Source organism: Nonlabens antarcticus, from assembly GCF_015356755.1.
Lineage (GTDB): Bacteria > Bacteroidota > Bacteroidia > Flavobacteriales > Flavobacteriaceae > Nonlabens > Nonlabens antarcticus.
Genome location: NZ_JADFCO010000055.1, coordinates 17,423 through 37,124, shown reverse-complemented (window position 1 = coordinate 37,124; position 19,702 = coordinate 17,423). Strand labels below are relative to the sequence as shown.

General features: G+C 38.1%; 17 protein-coding genes. 6 read left to right on the top strand and 11 right to left on the bottom strand.

What is annotated here, in order from left to right; all coding sequences use genetic code 11:
- The first annotated feature begins 387 nt into the window (after nucleotides 1–387).
- Nucleotides 388–765, top strand: coding sequence for an endonuclease domain-containing protein (locus IQ282_RS00510; protein WP_194849989.1), 378 nt, complete (start codon nucleotides 388–390; stop codon nucleotides 763–765).
- Between the two features lie 176 nt (nucleotides 766–941).
- On the opposite strand, the gene IQ282_RS00505 is transcribed toward IQ282_RS00510, so the two are convergent.
- From IQ282_RS00505 to IQ282_RS00495, 3 genes are all read right to left on the bottom strand, one after another.
- Complete coding sequence (locus IQ282_RS00505) at nucleotides 942–2,405, bottom strand: aminoacyl-histidine dipeptidase (RefSeq protein ID WP_194849988.1); 1,464 nt, start codon at nucleotides 2,403–2,405, stop codon at nucleotides 942–944.
- A gap of 837 nt (nucleotides 2,406–3,242) precedes the next feature.
- Nucleotides 3,243–3,914, bottom strand: coding sequence for a tRNA (5-methylaminomethyl-2-thiouridine)(34)-methyltransferase MnmD (mnmD, locus tag IQ282_RS00500; RefSeq protein ID WP_194849987.1), 672 nt, complete (start codon nucleotides 3,912–3,914; stop codon nucleotides 3,243–3,245).
- Complete coding sequence (locus IQ282_RS00495) at nucleotides 3,915–4,472, bottom strand: DUF4920 domain-containing protein (protein ID WP_194849986.1); 558 nt, start codon at nucleotides 4,470–4,472, stop codon at nucleotides 3,915–3,917.
- Between the two features lie 86 nt (nucleotides 4,473–4,558).
- Between IQ282_RS00495 and IQ282_RS00490 the strand changes: the two genes are divergently transcribed.
- The 3 genes from IQ282_RS00490 (at nucleotide 4,559) to IQ282_RS00480 (ending at nucleotide 9,387) form a co-directional block, all read left to right on the top strand.
- A complete protein-coding gene (locus IQ282_RS00490; protein ID WP_194849985.1) occupies nucleotides 4,559–5,620 on the top strand; it encodes a branched-chain amino acid aminotransferase in 1,062 nt (353 codons plus the stop codon).
- A 101-nt stretch (nucleotides 5,621–5,721) separates the two neighbouring features.
- On the top strand, nucleotides 5,722–7,722 hold the full coding sequence (gene uvrB, locus IQ282_RS00485) for an excinuclease ABC subunit UvrB (RefSeq protein ID WP_194849984.1): 2,001 nt from the start codon (nucleotides 5,722–5,724) through the stop codon (nucleotides 7,720–7,722).
- Nucleotides 7,723–8,127: 405 nt separating this feature from the next.
- Nucleotides 8,128–9,387 carry a hypothetical protein gene (locus IQ282_RS00480; protein ID WP_194849983.1) on the top strand — a complete coding sequence of 420 codons (1,260 nt, stop codon included), beginning with the start codon at nucleotides 8,128–8,130 and terminating at the stop codon, nucleotides 9,385–9,387.
- A 278-nt stretch (nucleotides 9,388–9,665) separates the two neighbouring features.
- Here the strand turns inward: IQ282_RS00480 and IQ282_RS00475 are convergent, their stop codons facing one another.
- Together IQ282_RS00475 and panB are read right to left on the bottom strand one after the other, a co-directional pair.
- Nucleotides 9,666–10,076 (bottom strand): tellurite resistance TerB family protein, encoded by a 411-nt coding sequence (locus IQ282_RS00475; RefSeq protein ID WP_194849982.1) that lies wholly within the window; start codon nucleotides 10,074–10,076, stop codon nucleotides 9,666–9,668.
- A gap of 282 nt (nucleotides 10,077–10,358) precedes the next feature.
- The gene (gene panB / locus IQ282_RS00470; protein WP_194849981.1) at nucleotides 10,359–11,177 is read right to left on the bottom strand and encodes a 3-methyl-2-oxobutanoate hydroxymethyltransferase; all 819 of its coding nucleotides are present in this window, start codon (nucleotides 11,175–11,177) and stop codon (nucleotides 10,359–10,361) included.
- 57 nt (nucleotides 11,178–11,234) lie between these two features.
- Between panB and IQ282_RS00465 the strand changes: the two genes are divergently transcribed.
- Nucleotides 11,235–11,672, top strand: coding sequence for a hypothetical protein (locus IQ282_RS00465; RefSeq protein WP_194849980.1), 438 nt, complete (start codon nucleotides 11,235–11,237; stop codon nucleotides 11,670–11,672).
- 36 nt (nucleotides 11,673–11,708) lie between these two features.
- Here the strand turns inward: IQ282_RS00465 and IQ282_RS00460 are convergent, their stop codons facing one another.
- Genes IQ282_RS00460 through IQ282_RS00450 form a run of 3 tightly spaced genes read right to left on the bottom strand, consistent with a single transcriptional unit; the run spans nucleotide 11,709 to nucleotide 14,109 of the window.
- Entirely contained in the window at nucleotides 11,709–13,220 is a 1,512-nt protein-coding gene (locus tag IQ282_RS00460) for a PH domain-containing protein (RefSeq protein WP_194849979.1), read from the bottom strand.
- Nucleotides 13,213–13,716: a PH domain-containing protein gene (locus IQ282_RS00455; RefSeq protein ID WP_194849978.1), complete on the bottom strand. Its 504-nt coding sequence runs from the start codon at nucleotides 13,714–13,716 to the stop codon at nucleotides 13,213–13,215. The genes IQ282_RS00460 and IQ282_RS00455 overlap by 8 nt, the downstream gene beginning before the upstream one ends.
- Nucleotides 13,717–14,109, bottom strand: coding sequence for a pyrophosphohydrolase domain-containing protein (locus IQ282_RS00450; RefSeq protein ID WP_194849977.1), 393 nt, complete (start codon nucleotides 14,107–14,109; stop codon nucleotides 13,717–13,719). It abuts the gene before it with no gap.
- 38 nt (nucleotides 14,110–14,147) lie between these two features.
- Here IQ282_RS00450 and IQ282_RS00445 point away from each other — a divergent pair, with 38 nt between their 5' ends.
- Nucleotides 14,148–14,423 carry a hypothetical protein gene (locus IQ282_RS00445; RefSeq protein ID WP_317174160.1) on the top strand — a complete coding sequence of 92 codons (276 nt, stop codon included), beginning with the start codon at nucleotides 14,148–14,150 and terminating at the stop codon, nucleotides 14,421–14,423.
- 157 nt (nucleotides 14,424–14,580) lie between these two features.
- Here the strand turns inward: IQ282_RS00445 and IQ282_RS00440 are convergent, their stop codons facing one another.
- From IQ282_RS00440 to IQ282_RS00430, 3 genes are all read right to left on the bottom strand, one after another.
- The gene (locus IQ282_RS00440) at nucleotides 14,581–15,600 is read right to left on the bottom strand and encodes a hypothetical protein (RefSeq protein ID WP_194849976.1); all 1,020 of its coding nucleotides are present in this window, start codon (nucleotides 15,598–15,600) and stop codon (nucleotides 14,581–14,583) included.
- A gap of 639 nt (nucleotides 15,601–16,239) precedes the next feature.
- Nucleotides 16,240–17,259: a YncE family protein gene (locus IQ282_RS00435; protein ID WP_194849975.1), complete on the bottom strand. Its 1,020-nt coding sequence runs from the start codon at nucleotides 17,257–17,259 to the stop codon at nucleotides 16,240–16,242.
- A 445-nt stretch (nucleotides 17,260–17,704) separates the two neighbouring features.
- Nucleotides 17,705–19,663 (bottom strand): TonB-dependent receptor plug domain-containing protein, encoded by a 1,959-nt coding sequence (locus tag IQ282_RS00430; RefSeq protein WP_194849974.1) that lies wholly within the window; start codon nucleotides 19,661–19,663, stop codon nucleotides 17,705–17,707.
- Nucleotides 19,664–19,702: the final 39 nt, after the last annotated feature.

Genomic DNA, 19,702 nt, shown 5'->3' with positions numbered 1-19,702 from the left:
CGGCATTTTAATTGAATTTGAATGCTTTTGTTGGCATTGAAATTTTGTTTTATGTACCAACTAAAAAAAAACTCCTTTCCCAGAAAAGGGAAAGGTGGATCACAAACGGCAACAGCCGTTTGTGAGACGGAAAGGTTGAAGTTCCACCAAGTCTTATTTCACAACAAGGATTAAATCAAACTCCGCAACACCTTCAACCACTCCTGATTGCGTCGCCTCAAAAGGCGAAGCCAATCTGTCCTCTCCTTTTCTAAGGCGAGGAGTCACCAGCACATTCCCAAAAAAAAACTCCTTTCCCAGAAAAGGGAAAGGTGGATTTGGCGCGCGAGCGACAAAGACGGATAGGTTGAAGATCCGCTAAACCTAAAAAACACCTATCTTCAAAACATGGAACGCCGCCCCCACATTCATAATATTAAATACCTTGAAAAAAACAGAAAGATATTAAGGAAAAAATTGACACCTGCTGAGGCCTATTTATGGAGCCATATTAAATCTGGTCAAATAGATGCCATTAAGTTCAGAAGACAGTATTCAATCAATAATTTTATACTTGATTTCTATTCTGCTAAGTTCAAGTTAGGAATTGAATTGGATGGAGATTATCATAACGAACCAGATCAATTTGAAAAAGACGAGGCAAGAGATAAAGAATTGCAAAGTTTAGGAATTACCATTTTACGATATGAGAACAAATACATTTTCGCCGAACTTCAACACGTTATAGCAGACATTAAAAGTCATTGCAGTATTACTAAAGATTGAGAATAGGACTTGGATTTGCTACACCTTCAACCACTCCTGATTGCATCGCCTCAAAAGGCGAAGCCAATCTGTCCTCGCCTTTTCTAAGGCGAGGAGTTATTAGCACATTCTCAAAAACAAAAAAAAAGCACTGAAACAATAACGAGTTCCAGTGCTTCTTAATTTTATTTTTACTTTTATTTTTTCTCCACAGGAATCTCCTTTAAAATTTCCTGCAACAATTTCCAAAACTTCTGAACTGAGTCAATCTCGACATGTTCGTCGGGACTGTGTGGCCCTCGTATATTCGGACCAAAGGAAATCATGTCCATTCCTGGATAGCGCTCGCCTAGGATTCCGCATTCAAGGCCTGCGTGACAGGCGACGACTCTGGGTTCTTTTGAGAACAATTCAGTGTATTTAGCGCTGGCTATTTTTAGAATGGCACTGTCTGGTTTCGGCTCCCATCCTGGATAATCTCCCGTCATCGACACGTTCATTCCCGCAAGTTCCATGACGCCGCCTACACTTCCTTTCAAATCATCTTTTACACTTTCTACAGATGATCTGGTCAGACAGGCAGCTTCAAATGCACCATCTTTTAAAGTCACCCGAGCAAGATTATTACTCGCCTCTACTAAGTCTTCAAAATCAGGGCTCCAGCGGTAAACACCATTAGGAATCCCCAGCATCATATAGATCAGGTGCTTGGTATCGTTGGCACTCAGCACTTTTTCACCAGTTGCATCTTCTATAGAAATATGAAGTTTCGGCTCGATGGATTTGTACTCGTTTTCAATAGCAGTTTTACACCTATCAAAGGCATCGTGCACGGATTTGAGTTCGCTTTCGCGAAAGCGGACTACCCCACTCGCCTCTCTGGGAATAGCATTTCTCAAACTTCCACCGTTAAATTCCTGCAAGTGGATCGTGCCATTATTCTGCATAGCATCCATAAGTCGAGTCGCCATTTTATTAGCATTTCCCAGCCCTTTGTGTATATCCATACCGCTATGACCACCTTTCAGGCCTTTGACCGTGATTTTTTTAGTCAAGAAATTAGATCCGGGATCTGCAGTCTCGTACGTTTTTTCACCAGTCACATCGATCCCACCAGCACATCCTATGTCGATCTCATCATCTTCCTCAGTATCTAAGTTCAACAATATGGAGGAAGTCAATATGCTTTTATCCAACTCCTTTGCGCCTGTCATTCCGGTTTCTTCATCGATTGTAAAAAGCGCTTCAATCGCTGGATGCGCGATAGAGTCTGATGATAACAACGCCATAATCGCCGCGACCCCCATACCGTTGTCAGCTCCCAGAGTGGTACCATTTGCCTTCACAATATTTCCATCTACCAGCATTTCAATACCTTGGGTATCAAAATCAAAATGGGTATCGTTATTTTTCTGATGGACCATGTCGAGGTGCGATTGAAGAATAACACTTTTGCGATCTTCCATTCCTGCAGTTGCCGGCTTTTTTATAATCACATTACCTATGGCGTCCTGCAAAACCTCCAACTGAAGCTTCTCCCCAAAATCAACCATAAATTGCCGCACTCGCTCTTCTTTCTTAGAGGGTCTGGGCACAGCGTTCAAGTCGGCAAAATGATTCCAAACAGATTTAGGTTCTAATTTTCTTACAGCATCGCTCATGTAGGTTGTTTTTAATTTTACCCAAAGTTAGGCCACAGAATAGGATTGCTCGTGAACCTTATATTAAAAGAATATCGCATGTTGAAGATTTAGTATTTAGTATTTAGTATTTAGTATTTAGTATTTAGTAAGAATGTCAATTTAGGCCTAGCAAAGAATAGTTAAGGAGTTAAAAAATTGTAATGAATTGGAAACTAGAGGCTGGAAGTTGGAAGTTGGAAGTTGGAAGTTGGAAGAAAAAATAATAATTCAAATTGAACACCGAATATCGATCAAGGAATGACGAATGCTGAAATGGCTCTTTTTTAGATTTCAGTTTTGATTTTGACTTTCGGTATGCGGTATGCGGTATGCGGTATGCGGTATGCGGTATGCGGTAAAATTTAAAAAGCTGATCCATACATCAATGTCATTTGATTTTACCTTTATTTTTATTTATTACTCGGACATAGAGACAAATGTCAGTTCGAGCGCAGTCGAGAACAGTTAAGGAATTAAAAATCTGTAATGAATTGGAGACTGGAAACTGGAGGCTGGAAACTGGAAACTGGAAGCCGGAAGTTGGAAGTTGGAAGTAAAAATAATAATTCAAATTGAACACAGAATATCGAACAAGGAATAACGAATGCTGAAATGGCTCTTTTTTAGATTTCAGTTTTGATTTTGATTTTCGGTATGCGGTATGCGGTATGCGGTATGCGGTATGCGGTAAAATTTAAAAATCAGCAATTAATAATCAAATTTTGCGACAGCAAAATGATAATCGGCAATTTTCGTATTTCGTATTTCCGATTTCCGATTTGGGTTTTGAGATTTGGGTTTTGAGATTTTAGATCTTTAAGCGATACCTTTCCTTCCCCTCAACATCTCCCGTTTTCCTGGTGGTCCCGGTAATCGCTCTACTGTAAAACCTGCAGCAATTAGATTCCGGCGCACTTGACCAGCAGCACAATAGGTAACAAGTACTCCGTTAGTGTCGAGAGCTTTATAAGCAGACTCAAATATATCTAGCGTCCAGAGTTCTGGCTGCGTGCGTGGTCCGAAAGCGTCAAAATATATCAAATCAAATACCGATTCATATTCCAAATCCTCGAACTTAAGTTGGTTTTTTGTAAGCTGAAAACTGTCTGTGATACTGGTTTTGGTTTCCCAAGGTGCATCATGCATCTTTTGATAAATATCATCTGCATCAAGCATGGCACCATAATCCATAGCTTCAACTTCTTCCCTAGTAATAGGAAAAGCCTCGGTTCCTGTATATTCTATCGGTAGCGATTCTTCATATAAACTGGTGAGTAATGCATTCAACCCAGTTCCAAATCCGTATTCTAAAATGCGCAGACGCGTTATTGATGGGTTGATTTCCTTCAAATAATAGTCCAGTCCCGTTTTTATAAACACATGACGCGCTTCTTGAAGCGCGCCATGTTTAGAATGATATTGTTCGTTGAGATCAGCAATGTGAATGGTTTTAGAACCATCGCTTGTTGTCATGATTTCCCGCTTCAACTACTCTGAGGTTTTAGCTGGTGCTACTTCAAAAACATCTGGATTTTCGAAAGACTCTACTAATGCTCCCGTAGCTTCAAAACTCAAAGTGACTTCTTCTTTAGTAATGCCATCAATTTCTTCTTTGCTCTTACCGCCATCCATGGCAAAATGTTTCAAATCTTCAATACTGGTAACACTTTTAAAAGCTCTTCCTTCTAAAACCACTTCTTTTCCTTGGCTATTTTTAGGAAGGAAAAACCCGTAATCTTTGAAAGTAACTCTAGCCGATTCACTTCCAGCAGGAATTTTGATCCAGCAGCCTTTGTTGGTACAAACCTCGTTGATGGAAGATTTTACTTTGACATTAAGAGTATCGTTAGGTTTCAGGTTTGCATACAATTCCGCAAGCTCTTCTGAACTGATCGCTTTTTCGGCTTTTATATCATTTCCATAGGATAAATAAGCTACTTCTTCCAGTTGTTCTTCATTCAACGCCGGTGTTTCGTCCGTATCCGTAGTATTGCGACAGCTTATCAATGATAATGTCATTAAAATAACAGCAAATAAATGTTTCATCTTTAAGTTTTTGGTTAATAATTAGGAATTTGATAATGTTTGATATGGTTGCAGAACTCCTATCTTTGCAAAAACCATAAATTGTAATGACTCAGACACATCAAATTGTTGTAGACAAAGTTCGTAAATCTAAAGTTGATTCCACAGATTTTGAGAATCTAACTTTTGGTAAAACATATACAGACCATATGCTAGAATGTACCTGGCGCGATGGTAAGTGGCATGATGTAAATATCAAGCCATACGGTCCTATCCAGGTAGAGCCTAGCTGTAAGGTTTTTCACTACGGTCAGGCAATTTTTGAAGGAATGAAAGCTTTTAAGGATGAAAATGAGGATGTATTTCTTTTCCGTCCTGAAGATAACTGGAAGCGTTTTAATGAAAGTGCAAAGCGCCTTGCTATGCCAGAGCTTCCTGAAGATGTTTTTATTGCAGGCCTTAAAAAATTAGTAGAAATTGATAAGGATTGGGTTCGTAAAGGTGATGGCCTTTCTCTTTATTTGAGACCATTTATGATCGCAAGTGAGAACGGTGTCGCTGCTGCTCCTTCTACAGAATATAAGTTTATGGTGATCATGTCACCTGCCAGAGCTTATTATCGTGGTGAGGTGCGTGTTGTGATTGCCACTAGTTTTTCTAGAGCGGCAAACGGTGGAGTAGGTTATGCAAAAGCGGCCGGTAATTATGCAGCCAGTTTCTACCCTAACAATCTCGCTATGGAAGAAGGCTTCCAGCAAATTATATGGACTGACGCAGCAACTCATGAATATTTAGAAGAGGCAGGAACGATGAATATATTCGTTCGCATAGGTGATAAATTGTTTACAGCTCCTCATAATGATCGTATTTTGAATGGTGTTACAAGACGCAGCATTATCCAGATTGCAAAGGATCTCAATATAGACGTAGAAGAAAAACGAATAAGCATAGATGAGGTTAATGATGCTGCTAGAAAAGGCACCCTAAAAGAAATTTTCGGTAGTGGTACTGCAGCTGTAGTAGTTCCCATCCAGGGTTACAAACACTTAGAGTTTGTTCATGAGCTTCCTAAAATTGACGATAGTTATGCTTTAAGGTTTAAAAAAGAACTCAACGACATTCAATACAATCGTGTAGAAGACAAACACGGATGGCGCGTTAAAATATAAATGAATGAAGCCTCTATTACAGAGGCTTTTTTTATGCACCATATTTAATTTAACGACGCTTTCGCGAAAGCGAAATACCAAACGATCTATTTTTACATCTTATGGATTTCAAGATTGAATCAGAATTTTCTCCTACGGGCGACCAGCCGAAAGCGATTAAAAAACTTGTTGAAGGAATAAAAGCAAAAGAGCGTTATCAAACACTGCTGGGAGTTACAGGAAGTGGTAAAACGTTTACCGTTGCAAATGTGGTGGAAGATGTTCAAAAGCCCACACTAGTATTGTGCCACAATAAAACACTGGCCGCACAGCTTTACTCAGAATTCAAGTCATTTTTTCCAGAAAATGCCGTGGAATATTTTGTTTCCTACTATGATTATTATCAGCCGGAAGCTTTTATACCGACTAGTGGAACTTACATTGAAAAAGATCTTTCCATTAACGAGGAAATTGAAAAGATGCGTCTTTCTACCACCTCTTCCCTACTTTCTGGTCGTCGTGATATTATTGTAGTGGCGTCAGTTTCTTGTTTGTATGGTATCGGGAATCCCGTAGAGTTTCAAAAGAATGTTATACGACTCAATCAGGACGAAGTCATCGCAAGAACTGAATTACTGAAAAAATTAGTACAAAGCCTATATTCCAGAACCACAGCAGAATTTAACCGTGGGAATTTCCGCATTAAAGGTGATACTCTTGACGTATTTCCCAGCTATGCAGATACTGCATTTAGAATACACTTTTTCGGCGATGAAATAGAAGAAATTGAACGATTCAATCCAGAGGACGGTCGCGTGATTGAAAAGTATAAAACCATTACCATCTATCCTGCAAACATGTTTGTGACCTCACCAGATAAGCTTCAAGGAGCAATTCATGCGATCCAAGAAGACCTGGTAAAACAGATCGATTATTTCAAAGAAATAGGGAAACCACTTGAGGCAAAACGACTGCAGGAGCGCACAGAATTTGACCTAGAAATGATTCGGGAATTAGGATATTGTTCTGGTATTGAGAATTACAGCAGGTATCTGGATGGAAGAATGCCAGGTACGAGACCATTCTGTTTGCTGGATTACTTTCCTGATGATTTCCTTATGGTTATTGATGAAAGTCACGTGAGCGTACCCCAAGTGGGCGCCATGTACGGTGGTGATAGATCACGCAAAGTAAATCTCGTAGATTATGGTTTTCGTTTGCCAGCAGCAATGGACAATAGACCCTTAAAATTTGAAGAATTTGAGGCACTGCAAAACCAAGTCATTTATGTAAGTGCAACACCGGCGGATTATGAACTAGAGAAAAGTGAAGGTGTTGTTGTAGAACAAATCATACGTCCAACGGGACTATTAGATCCTATTATTGAAGTACGTCCCAGCCAAAACCAAATTGATGATCTCGTGGAAGAAATCCGCTTGCGTGAAGAGCGGGATGAAAGAGTTCTAGTAACAACGCTAACAAAACGTATGGCAGAGGAACTAACGAAATACCTTTCCCGTATCAACGTCCGCTGTAGGTATATTCATAGTGATGTGGACACGCTGGAACGCGTTGAAATTATGTCAGACTTGCGTAAAGGAGTTTTTGATGTACTCATAGGAGTCAACCTCTTGCGCGAGGGACTCGATCTTCCAGAAGTTTCCCTGGTAGCAATTCTGGACGCCGATAAAGAAGGGTTTTTAAGAAACAACAGATCGTTGACTCAAACGATAGGTCGTGCGGCTCGAAATGTCAATGGACGTGCTATTTTATATGCTGATAAAATTACTAAAAGCATGCAAAGTACGATGGATGAAACCGACTATCGTCGTTCTAAACAAATAGAATACAATACACTTCATGGACTTACACCCACCGCGATCAAAAAGAGTCTTGATAGTGCATTGAGCGGCAAAATGAAAGCGGTTTATGCCATTGAAGAGACGCTAAACCTAGAAGCTGCAGAGGAAGAAGCTACCTATATGTCTAAAGATCAATTGGAGCAAAAAGTGCGAGATACTCGTAAGAGAATGGAAGCCGCTGCAAAAGAATTGGACTTTATGGAAGCCGCCCGATTGAGAGATCAAATCAAAATGTTGCAAGAAAAAGTCAAGGAGGAATAATTATTTTCAATCATTAGTCTGCTTTAAAGTTCTATCAATTTATTAAAGGCTTTTTGATATAGGTATTTAAATGGTATTCTTGAAGTGAAACATTGGTTTAAAAATGCTTTCCATCAACTTCGTTTCAAAAACACCTCGAATGATTTCATGTTCGTAACCAACTAGTTATTTAAATTTCTATTATTTTTTGAGCTTTTAATCCATATTGATCTAATGACGAATTGCTGATCTGTAATAATCTTTAGCTTATAAACGAGTATCTATCACATACAACGTGTATTTGAGCCAAGCCGCAGATTTTAACGGCAACCAACTGATTTACTGATAATTATCATACGTTGACATAATTCCCTGAAATGAATATGGTTACATTCGTGCTACTCACGATTCACTTAAACCATAGGAATGAAATCAATTTTACTTCTTAGTTTCGTTCTATTATCTGCTATTACCACTGCTCAAGTAGGAATCAGAACCGCAGAACCCAAGTCTGATTTAGAAATAGTATCAAATCCTAATCCTGGAATTGATAACTACAATGGTATTATTATTCCAAAAGTTATTGCTTTACCCATGAGTGGTGATGATGCTTTTCCAAAATCGGAACAAGCGGGATTACTACTATACCTAGATTCCAGCAATCCAATAGAAAGAGGCATTTACGTTTTTGATGGAACTCAATATATTCAACTGGATGCGGCTGTCGCTTCTGGAGCTTTTTATGATAATGGAACTACAGATTTTGCCACAACGACTACTGGGGATATTCAGAGATCAGGTAATATAAGCGTAGGGAGTTCGCTTCGATCTGGAAGATTCAATATCGAAATTCTAAACTCAGAACCTGCAACGGGATTGCCTAGGATTGGCATGAAGATTATCAACGCAAATAAAAGCCGTGCTAATGTTGCTAGTTATTCTATATTCACTGAAAATGAAACAGCTTCCAGCAATAACAAAGTCGGTATACGTACGGATGTTTCCGCTGCAGGATCAGGAGATCACATTGGAATAGAAAATAACGTGAAAGACAATGGAGTGGCCTCAAGTGGATCCGTGATTGGGATATTTAACAATGTAGGTAATGTCATAGGCACAGCAACTGGAATAGAAAATTATGGGATCAAGTCTGTAATTGGGACGGCATCCAGTTCTGGTCCTATTTATGGAGTTTACAGTGAAGCGAATGGAACAACCGTAGATAAAGTTTATGCAGGGCTGTTTAATGGTGTTTTAGGCGTGGGAGATGTAGCAAGAACAATGGGATATGATTTTCCGTTAAATCGCGGAGATGCCGATCAGGTTTTAACTTCAAATGGAACTGGTAAATCCTCATGGAAGACCTTTAATGATGTTAGTTCTGTAAAGTCAATTAGAACAATAAGTTCAGGAACTGCGTTAACGACAGACCATACCTTATTGATAACGGGAAATATTGATATTCCTAAAGCTTCAAGTTCAAACCTTGGACAGATATATGTAATAGCTTTAGGAATGAACGCTGATAATATAGTTGTTACATCACTAGGAGACGATTTTGTAGTCCCTGGAGCCTCTACGCCTACATCTGTGTTTACTTTAAGCACAGGATCAACTGGTGCAAGATCAAGAACAATTCAAAGCGATGGTTTGCATTGGTTTATAATAAATGTTTTGAAAAACTGAGTCACTTGACATCAATGATCTAAACGCTAAGAAATGAAATGGAGAACCTCAATAGCAATAAAAGAATTAGGGTATGACTTCTTCGGCTCATTTCCTGCACGATTCCAATGCGTATTTGAAATTCTTGAAACTTACTTTCTGAATAATCTACTTTTTAAAATTCCTGCCTAATGTGATGAATCATCATTTTCTAGAAATTATTATAAGGGAATGTCTTGATGAGATTTGTTAATGCAGTGATACCACGAGTTAATTGGTTCCTTACTGCTTTATCTGTCTTAATTATTAGCCTGATTGTGTATTTCTAGTAATTTTAGAGAAGGAATATCTCCATCAGGATATTCGTCCATAATTTCTAAAAGTGTGTTCACGGTAATTTTGCGGATCCCGTAGCGCAACGCGATTTCATGTAGCAGTTGGAGTTCCTTATTATTGATTTCACCATCAATGCGCATCATGAGCATCAATTGGTAAAAATGAACAATACGCATCATGAATTGTTTATCAGGCTTTGCAGGAGAATTATCGGGATGCTCTAGCATTTCCTTAACCGCTCCTTCTTTAAAATTCAGTCGAGTTCCCACCGCTTTGATATACTCTATTTCTATCATGGATAAATTTCCATCAGCATAAGCCATCGCTATCAGTTCCTTTAAAACTTCTGTTTTATTACTTATGTGAAACGTCATGATAGAATTTCTTTCCGTAAATTTAAGAAATGTAGATGAAAACCTATGCAAAAAGGACCCTTCAAATGACAGCCATCTACCTAGAAGTCCGTAAGAATTAATTCGATGAACTTAGAGTTGTAGTAGTAAACCTTCAATTTTATTATTGTGAAAATTTAATTAGACGCAGAAAAATCAGAATTCTGATAAGCTGTCTTCACTTTCTAGTTCTCATAAAAAAACCCCCTGTATAAAATCGTAGATTTTATACAGGGGATTTTTTTTAAATTACAACAAATACTATTAGTACTGCTCACTATCATTAGGAAAATCGCTGCTCTTGACATCGTCATTATAACGAGTAACGGCATTACCCATATCTTCATAAAGGTTCATATAGCGACGTAAAAACCGTGGTTCAAATTCATAAGTCATCCCGAACATGTCGTGGGAAACCAGTACCTGACCATCTACACCACCTCCAGCGCCTATTCCTATTACTGGGATGGAAAGACTATCCGCTACCTCTTTGGCAAGTGCCGCAGGTACTTTTTCTAATACAATGGCAAAACAACCCCAACGCTCCATATCAAGAGCATCTTTTTTAAGTTTTTCTGCTTCATCTTCTTCTTTAGCTCTAACCGAATAAGTTCCGAATTTATAGATCGATTGCGGTGTTAAACCTAAATGTCCCATCACTGGAATTCCTGCGTTTAAAATGCGCTTAATTGATTCTTTTACCTCGCTACCACCTTCTAGTTTAATCGTATGACCTCCACTTTCCTTCATGATACGTATAGCAGATCTCAAAGCCTCCTTAGGATCACTCTGATAACTTCCAAATGGTAGATCCACTACAACGAGTGCTCGTTCTGTCCCTCGCACCACACTACTCGCATGATAAATCATTTGATCAAGAGTGATAGGAAGTGTTGTTTCATGTCCCGCCATAACATTACTCGCGCTATCACCCACTAGAATTACGTCGATTCCAGCGCTGTCGATAATTTTAGCCATTGTGTAATCATAAGCCGTGAGCATGCTAATTTTCTCACCATTCGCCTTCATTTCGGTTAGCGATTTAACCGTGATGCGTTTATATTCTTTCTTGGCTGTAGACATAATTTCGTTTTGAGTTGTAAAAATAGTAATATTAACCGGGTCTAAAACACTAAGATTATGTTGAAATATGTGGTTGTTATTATAGGAGTACTCGCTTTCGCGAAAGCGAACTCGCAAACAACATCTGCCACCGCGAGCCACAATGTGTACCTCAACCAACATCCAGCTAGTGTAGCTGTGGAAGAATTCTTTGAAGATTTTCATTCACAAGATACCTTATCATTGAGAAATCGCTTTATCGATCAAGCAAGCCTCATCTCTTACTCCATCAAAAATGGCAAGAAATCCACTTCAAAAACTGAGGTTTCCAATTTCTTGAAAAACATCGCTACAATCCCAAGTGAAACATCTTTCAAGGAAGAAATTACAGAAATTAAAATTCTAGAGAGCACTGATATAGTTAGCGTTCACGCAAGCTATAATTTCTACTACAATGCAAAAAAATCCCACAAGGGTACAAATGTTTTTACCATGATTCTCATCAACGATCAGTGAAAAATTAGCCAGATTACAGATACACGATTTTACTAATTACATCCAGCTGCGTTCAGAAAGAATCACTTGATTGTTAATCTGATTTTTTAAAGCTGTGATTTCTGATTCTTTAAAATATCTCAAGCCACGAGAACCTGCTGCAGTATGAAGTTTAAAATGAATTTGTTGTCGGCGTACTAGAAATATACTACGCCATTTTTCTATCGCTTGCATCTTAAAAACTGGTGTTATTATAATGCAGTGAAACAACCAGCCATGCTGCAACAACAGTAATTCCTTATCCGTTTTAATGCTTGTATTCTGACCATCTTTATATGCATTAAAAGTGGTCCAAACCAATATTAATAACGACACAACCGCAAGGATATAAATCTCAAAATAAAAGAATGCAGCTCCCGCAGCTAGTAAAGGAACCGATAAAATATAGGCATTAAGTCGTGCGTGAGACAACGGTATGGAGTTCAATGAACTGTGCGATTCCTGGAGGGAATGATCATAAATAATGTATTGTAATTCCTTCATCATTGCAGGGCTGCAGGCGGGAATATCGACGCTAGTAGATTTTGACCCGTCTGATTGTGCTTGGAATATTTTGGCTGTATGGTAATTCAGCAACCTGCGTAATGGATTTGTATGAAACTCAAGAATCTGAATTTTATTGATCGGGATTTTGACTTCTTTTTTGTTAAGTAATCCCATTTGTACTTCTAGATAATTCCCGGATTTGCGCAATTCAAAGCCATAATATTTATTGATGGTTCTTACAAGACTCACAATCAACGATACAAAAACGAAAATGAGTATAGCGACGATAACCAAACTCAAACTGGCATAACTGAGTATATCTTCCCATTTAAAGTTCTCAAATACATCACCGTAGAAACGCTCCACAAGATCTTGAATTTTATACCAAAACCCCACGACAATACCTAATGCTAAAAACCCACTGCGCAAATGGTTCTGAGTCATTGCTATCTTTAGTAAATCGCTAATGCCAAGTGATAAAAGAGGCTCATGGGTATTTACACGACCATTGTCCTCATCCATGGCAACCTGACTTGCGGCAAATTCAGTTGAATCTTCTATGGAATTTTCCACACTTGCCGCTTGATCATGTAATAGATTCTTGAAAGATTCTGCAAATTCAAGATCCAGTCCTGGAATTTCAAGTTCTTTAGCTTTACTTCCTGCCGTTTCTACTTCTACCGAAACTAAATGCAAAATGCGCTGCATCAAGTTTTGATTGATGTTGACTGATTGTATGCGTTCTAACGGGATCGCTTTGCGCTCTTTGTTTAAAACCCCTTGCTGTATAATCAGCTCCTCGCCTTCAACATGAAATGTAAAAAAGTAATACTTTAGAAATGGGGCAATCACTCCTATAAATAGAAAAGCAACGGTCAAGCCTAACATAATGCGTATATCAGTCAAGTCTCCTATCCCAAAAATGGCATAAAGAAAAAACAAAAGCAGTCCTTTCACGTTTTTAAAAACGTAAAGAAGAATACTTTTTTTACTCTGACGTGTGGGTGTAGAAAGATCAAGCATGCAGTACGGTCTTACCTGCTATATATTCCTTGAGTCTCGCAGCATCTTCTGGATCTAATCCAGAAAGGTTTAAGTCAGAAGCGCTCCCACCAGCAGTATAAATCTCTAATTCACAAAGAGTAAATAGCCGGTCAATAGGCCCATCCTTGATTTCAGTATGCTGTATGCGGTTGAATGGGACGGTGGTTTCATGATGAAACATCCATCCATGTCTATAAGTAATGTCATATTCACGCAACACATAACCGCGCACGAAATACTCTTTATAAGAGATAAACAATCCTAACGCAAAGAGAAAAACCCACAAGCCCAGTGCTGCCCAGAATATCCAAAACTCCTCGATTATAAAGCCTAACACAATAACAGCTATTAAAAGCGGGATGAAAAAGAGAAATTTTGCAATTAGCTTTTTCTTCAGGAAACGCTTCGGGTGTCGTTTAAAGTCTGAAAGCTCTACAGCAGGTAAATCTATAGCGTGAATCTGATCATTTGTCATTTACAGCGCATTTTTCAAAATCTTACCAAAATCTGGTTTGAAATAATTGGGCCCTTTGAGTACTTTTCCATCCTCCCGGTAAATAGGCTCACCATCTGCACCTAGTTTGCTCATATTAGATCGCTGTATTTCAGTAAAAACATCCTCGATTACATCTTGCATTCCATGTTCTATAATTGTCCCACATAGAATATACAACATATCGCCCAGTGCATCTGCTACTTCTACCAGATCGTCGCTTTTTGCAGCTTCTAGATATTCTTCATTCTCTTCCCGCATCAATTCATACCTCAACAGCTTGCGCTCCAGTGATATATTAATGGTTGGACGCTCTTGAACATTCAATTTGAATGCTTCGTGAAATGTTTGTACGGCTTTGATATTCTTCTTCATGGGTATATTCAGCATTTGTATTGTAATTTTACAAAAAAATGACCACTATGTCGCTGCCCTTGCTGTTATTAAAAGATCCTATGTTCTCTCAAGGTCAGATTATTTTTGGTGTCTGTTTCTTTGTAGCTTTTGTGATCCTAATTTCATTTATGTACATCAAGGACAAGAAATTGCACCGCAAAAATTACAAAGGTGTGCCGTGGATATTAGTAGGGTTTTTATCATTTTTCGTATTGCTTTTGATAATTAAATTTGGTTTAGACGGTACATTAACATCGCTCTTTTACGACTTTAAAATTTTCTTAGGCTTATAATTGTATTTAGAATACTATTTCGCTTTCGCGAAAGCGAAACAGCCATTAACAACGGTTATCGCTAAAAATTATCCAACAACAAAAAAGAGACTGATCTCTCAGCCTCTCCTTTTCTACAATCTACTCTACAAATTGTACTTTAAATACGTTTACGCAATTACTCTACATTTAGATAAATACTGGAGATTCCTGAAACAGCCTGTTGCATTTTAGGAGCCATATTACCACCATCTGAAAAGTTATTGAAGGCAAGAGCCATACCGCCATTCGTACTGCGCTCCGCAGCATATAATATTTTATTTACATTGTCATAGGCAAGGTCAACTGGGTTTCCTAGCATTGTACCAGATCCAGATACCGTTTTAATATGGTTGGACTTGATCTCTCCATAAGGTTCCATCCCGCTGTAAATCACAGAGAAGTTATCAATGGTATGAATTGCTCCGTCACTATCATCTAAAGGGTTCACAACATCTGCAAGGAATAATCTATCCTCAACAGCGTCATATGTAACACCGCGCAATGATTTTGCTCCTTCTATAAGTAACATATCATCTGCGTTAAGCACACCGCTAGCGTTAGAGAAGAAGTCGTTGTAAACTGCAATTCTACCACTGTTATCAATAGCAGCATATAAGGTATTTCCTTGAAGAAAAATTCCCCAGTGCTGATTTCCAGTTTCATAAATATTTACAAGTCTCACAGAATTAGCAGTAGATTCATAAACAAAGAACTTATTGCTATCTCCAGGATTTTTTGCATCAGAGGAGACAACAATACGATTGCCAGAAACAACTATATCTCTAGGATTTTCTATTTGAACGTCTGATCTAAGGGTGGGAGCAAGTGCAGATCCATTTGCTGTTTTGTTTAAGTTTTCAAAAACGAGAACATTGTTTTCTGATCTGGATGCCTCAAATAAACAGTCGTTGATAGGATCATAATGAATACCGTCGCTATCGATACTGGAAGATTGGAAAGATTTATTTGTGACTTTGTTCATGTTAGACGTATCAAACATGTTGATTTTCCCAGAAGTGTTACTTCCAGTAAATAAAGTGGATTTGGAAAGGCTTAATGGGACATTTGTAGCATCGATACTTTCAGAATCTGTAGAACAGGAAACTAATGAGGCAGCGCCAAATAGTAAAATCGCGGGTAGGGTAAAGTTTTTCATTGTAGAGTAGTTTAGAGTAGAGATTGTTAGAATTAAAAAACAGTTCAAAACTGTTCGATGATCCAAATATCGTATGATTTCACCCGTTTAAAAATCGATAGTATCGATTAAGAGCACTTCAATTACCTAAAAAACTATTTTTCAATGGTTTATAAAATATGTTAATGATTTATTAATGCGTTTTTAAACGATTAATCGTGTGTTTTGGCGGTGTTTTAAGTTGTTTATGTTTTAATGGAAGTTGTTTTACAATTTCAATTGCTTTAAATCGGTTTAAATCATGGTTAATCGAGTTATTAAGTAATCCTAATTATTTCAAAGCTCTCAATCAATTAGTGGATCGTATGTATTCATGAAGGATAATAAAGTCTGTGCTTTACCTATCTATCGCAGCTTGATTTATGATTATCAAGTGATTAATAGCAGCAAACATTTAATAAACTCAACATTCAATATCTCGTGAAGAATTTAAAAACCGAATTACCTGCAGCATTATGGACAAGTAAACAGGTACTACATACCAACTTTAGATACTATAAGCCATGATTTAAAAAATGAAAATAAAAAAGAGACTGATCTCTCAGCCTCTCCTTTTCTACAATCTACTCTACAAATTGTACTTTAAATGTGTTTAGATAATTACTCTACGTTTAAATGAATGCTTGAGATTCCAGAAACAGCTTTCTGCATCATAGGAGATACATCGCCACCTTCATCAGAATTGTCAAATGCTAAGGCCATACCGCCGTTAGTGCTGCGCTCTGCTGCGTATAGTACTTTACCTATGTGATCGTATTGCAAGTCGATAGGGTTTCCTAACATACTTTTTGACCCTTGAACTGTTTTAATGTCTTGTGCTTCTATCGTACCATAAGAAGACATGCCGCTATATTTTACAGAGAAGTTCTTGATAGTGTGAATTGCACCATCACTATCATCTAGTGGGTTACCTACATCCGCAAGGAAAAGAGTATCTTCAATATCATCATAAGTTATTCCTCTTAAAGATTTTGCTCCCTCAATTAGAAATACATCATTTGCGGTAAGCACTCCAGAATCATTACTTAAGAAATTGTTGTATACAGCGATCGATCCACTGTTATCCATAGCAGCATACAGTGTGTTTCCTGCAAGGAAGATCCCCCAGTGCTGGAATCCAGTCTCAAATACTTTTACAAGTTTAACGGAATCACCATTAGAATCATAAACGTAAAACTTGTTACTATCTCTAGGACCAGCGGCATCAGAGGAAACGATAATTTTATTTCCTGCAATGATGATATCTCTAGGATTTTCCACCTGTACATCAGACCTTAAAGTGGGAGCAAGTGAAGATCCATCAAGACTGTTGTTGATATTTTCAAAAACTAACACGTTGTTCTCAGATCTGGATGCTTCTACCAGATTGCCCTGAATAGGATCAAACCTAAGACCACCGCTGTCTCTACTAGTAGATTGAAATGATTTGTTAGTTACATTGCGCATGTCAGACATGTCGTACATATTTATCTTTCCAGAAGTATTGCTTCCAGTAAACAGGGTAACTTTAGGTCCAATGGTAGGATTACTCGTGTCGTCGATTCCTTCAGAGTCTGTAGAACAGGACACAAGGACAGCCATGCTAAAAAGTAAAGCGGCAGGTAGTGTAAAATTTTTCATATGTAGAGGTTTAAAAGATTGCTTCTTTCGATATCCAAATATGCAAAACATTAATCGGTTAACAATACCTATAAATCCGATTAAGTGTAAAATAGTAGTTTAAAACCCTTTATATCAATGCTTTAAAAATATTAGTTAATTCAAACCATTTTACATTTAAACGGTTTAACGTGTTATTTATCGATTTAATTGCCGGTTTACTTTAGCAGAATTATTGATTTTAAGAACAGAGTTGAACTCTAATTGGCTCATATGTCACGTTTTGAGGTATCATACTGCAACTTTCAAATACTCTATATCGGAATAGGAATTTCGCTTTCGCGAAAGCGAAATTATCTTTCTTATACTCAAATGCTATTCAGCTATTCACTCCTTTTATAAATAAAGAAACAAAAAAGACGTCACCATAAGGCGACGTCTTTAAATATTCACTTTTAGTTTTCCTTTAGAATGCCAGCCTCACTCCTATTTTATAATTGCGCCCTCTGGTTTGATACCCAAAAATTTCCTGATACTCATCATTCAATAGGTTTGATACTCCCCCAAAAAAGGTGACTTGTTTGTTCTTCAATTTATAAGTGGCATCAAGATCGACCAGTTGGTAGCTGTTTAGAACTACTGCTTCATTTGCAAATGTCTGGTTATTGAAAAATGCATCGCCACGACCTTCATTATATTGATATCTGGCGGTTAAAAAAGTTCTAGGTAAAACATTAACCCTGGCAGATCCATTGACTTTGTGCTTTGGAATTTTAGCGATTAAAGGTGCGTTATCGCGTTCTGTAAATGAATAGTTCCCATTAAGTTGAACAACATTATTAAACAAACTGGTCTGACCAGCTACCTCAACACCACGAGCTGTGAGTTCATTGTCAACATTTTGATATTGTGAAATAAAATTAACCGGATCAATAGTGGTAAATATTACCAGGTTTTCTTCCTTTCTATTAAAAAACGTTACCGAAAGGCTGCTACTGCCACTAAATATTTCTGCTCCAACTTCTATCGTTCTATTTTCCTCAGGTTGTAGTTCTTCATTCCCAAAACTAGTGTCAAACAATTGGAATAAACTAGGTGTAATGTAGGCCGTACTATAACTACCGTAAGCTTTCAATGTGGTTGCTCCCAACTCAAATGCATATGATGGATTCAGGCTATAAACCAGCTGACCATCATACTCGCTATGATTGTTGTAACGCAATCCTGCATTTAAATTCAACCCAAAATCACTCATGTAAACAGCATTCACATAGGGATCATAAATTTGCGCATTCACATCATCGGTATCTGCATCCTGCTCAAACCCGTTAGCACCAAAGGGAACTGAAAAACTTTCAAATTGATCTGTTCTGAAATTGAAACCTAGAATAGTCTTGATCTGGCTGCTTTCACCTAATTGAAAACCATACTTATTATAAAGGTCTAAGGAGTATCCATCTGCATTGAAAATGCTAGGAAAATCACTGCGAGTATCTCGTTTAGTGTGCGTGCTCACATCTGCATAAACCAACTCACCCTTATCAGAATATTTCCAATTAACGTTAGTTCCCCAACGCAGTTGCTTGCTATACGTTTCATTATCTGCATCTGTCAAATCAAAATTGTCAAATTCAGCTTTATACTCGTCAAAGCTGACGTAACTGCTCAATTTGAAGTTGCGTTCATTATCATAGCCTATACGGGCCAGAACATTTATGCGATTGAATGCGTCAGATTTATTTGCTGGTGCAGCTTCAGTAGCCTCTGCAGCACTCAAACCGTCGGTAGATTGATGAGAAAATCCTGCAGCATAGGTAAATCCGTTCGCGGCTCTACCACTGGCATATATATTTGTATTGAACTCATCAACACCACTCATGGAAGACTCAGAAGGGGTATTAGTTCCTAAAAATGAAGACAAAGTTACTTTTAGCTTTTCCCTAGCAGCTTCCTTTAATTTGATATTGATCACTGCGGTGCTTGCATTAGAACCATAAAGCGAACTTGATGCTCCCTTTAGGATTTCTATTTCTTCTACTTGATCTAGATTGATAAGGCGTAAGTCAAAATCACTTGCGATATTACTGGCATCGCTTACCTGCGCTCCATCAATTAAAAACGATACCTGTCTATTATTACCCCCACGGATAAAGTAACCTAGATTTTGACCTGCATTACTGCGGGCACCATTAATTTCAATTCCTGCAAACTGGTTCAATAAGTCTGCGATACTAGCAGCGCTTTGTTTATCGATATCTGATCTTGTAATCTTGATGACAGGTTTCCCGCTGTCTTTTCGTTTGGTTTCAAACTTAGTGCCGGCAGTTACCACCACATCCTCAAGATTTACTTGTGTGGTATCTACTTGAGCAAATACAACCGCGCTGGCTGCAAGAAAACTTCCTAAAATAATGTTTTTGATCATCGATCTGGTTTAAGATCGGGAGAACGTGAGAAGATGGTA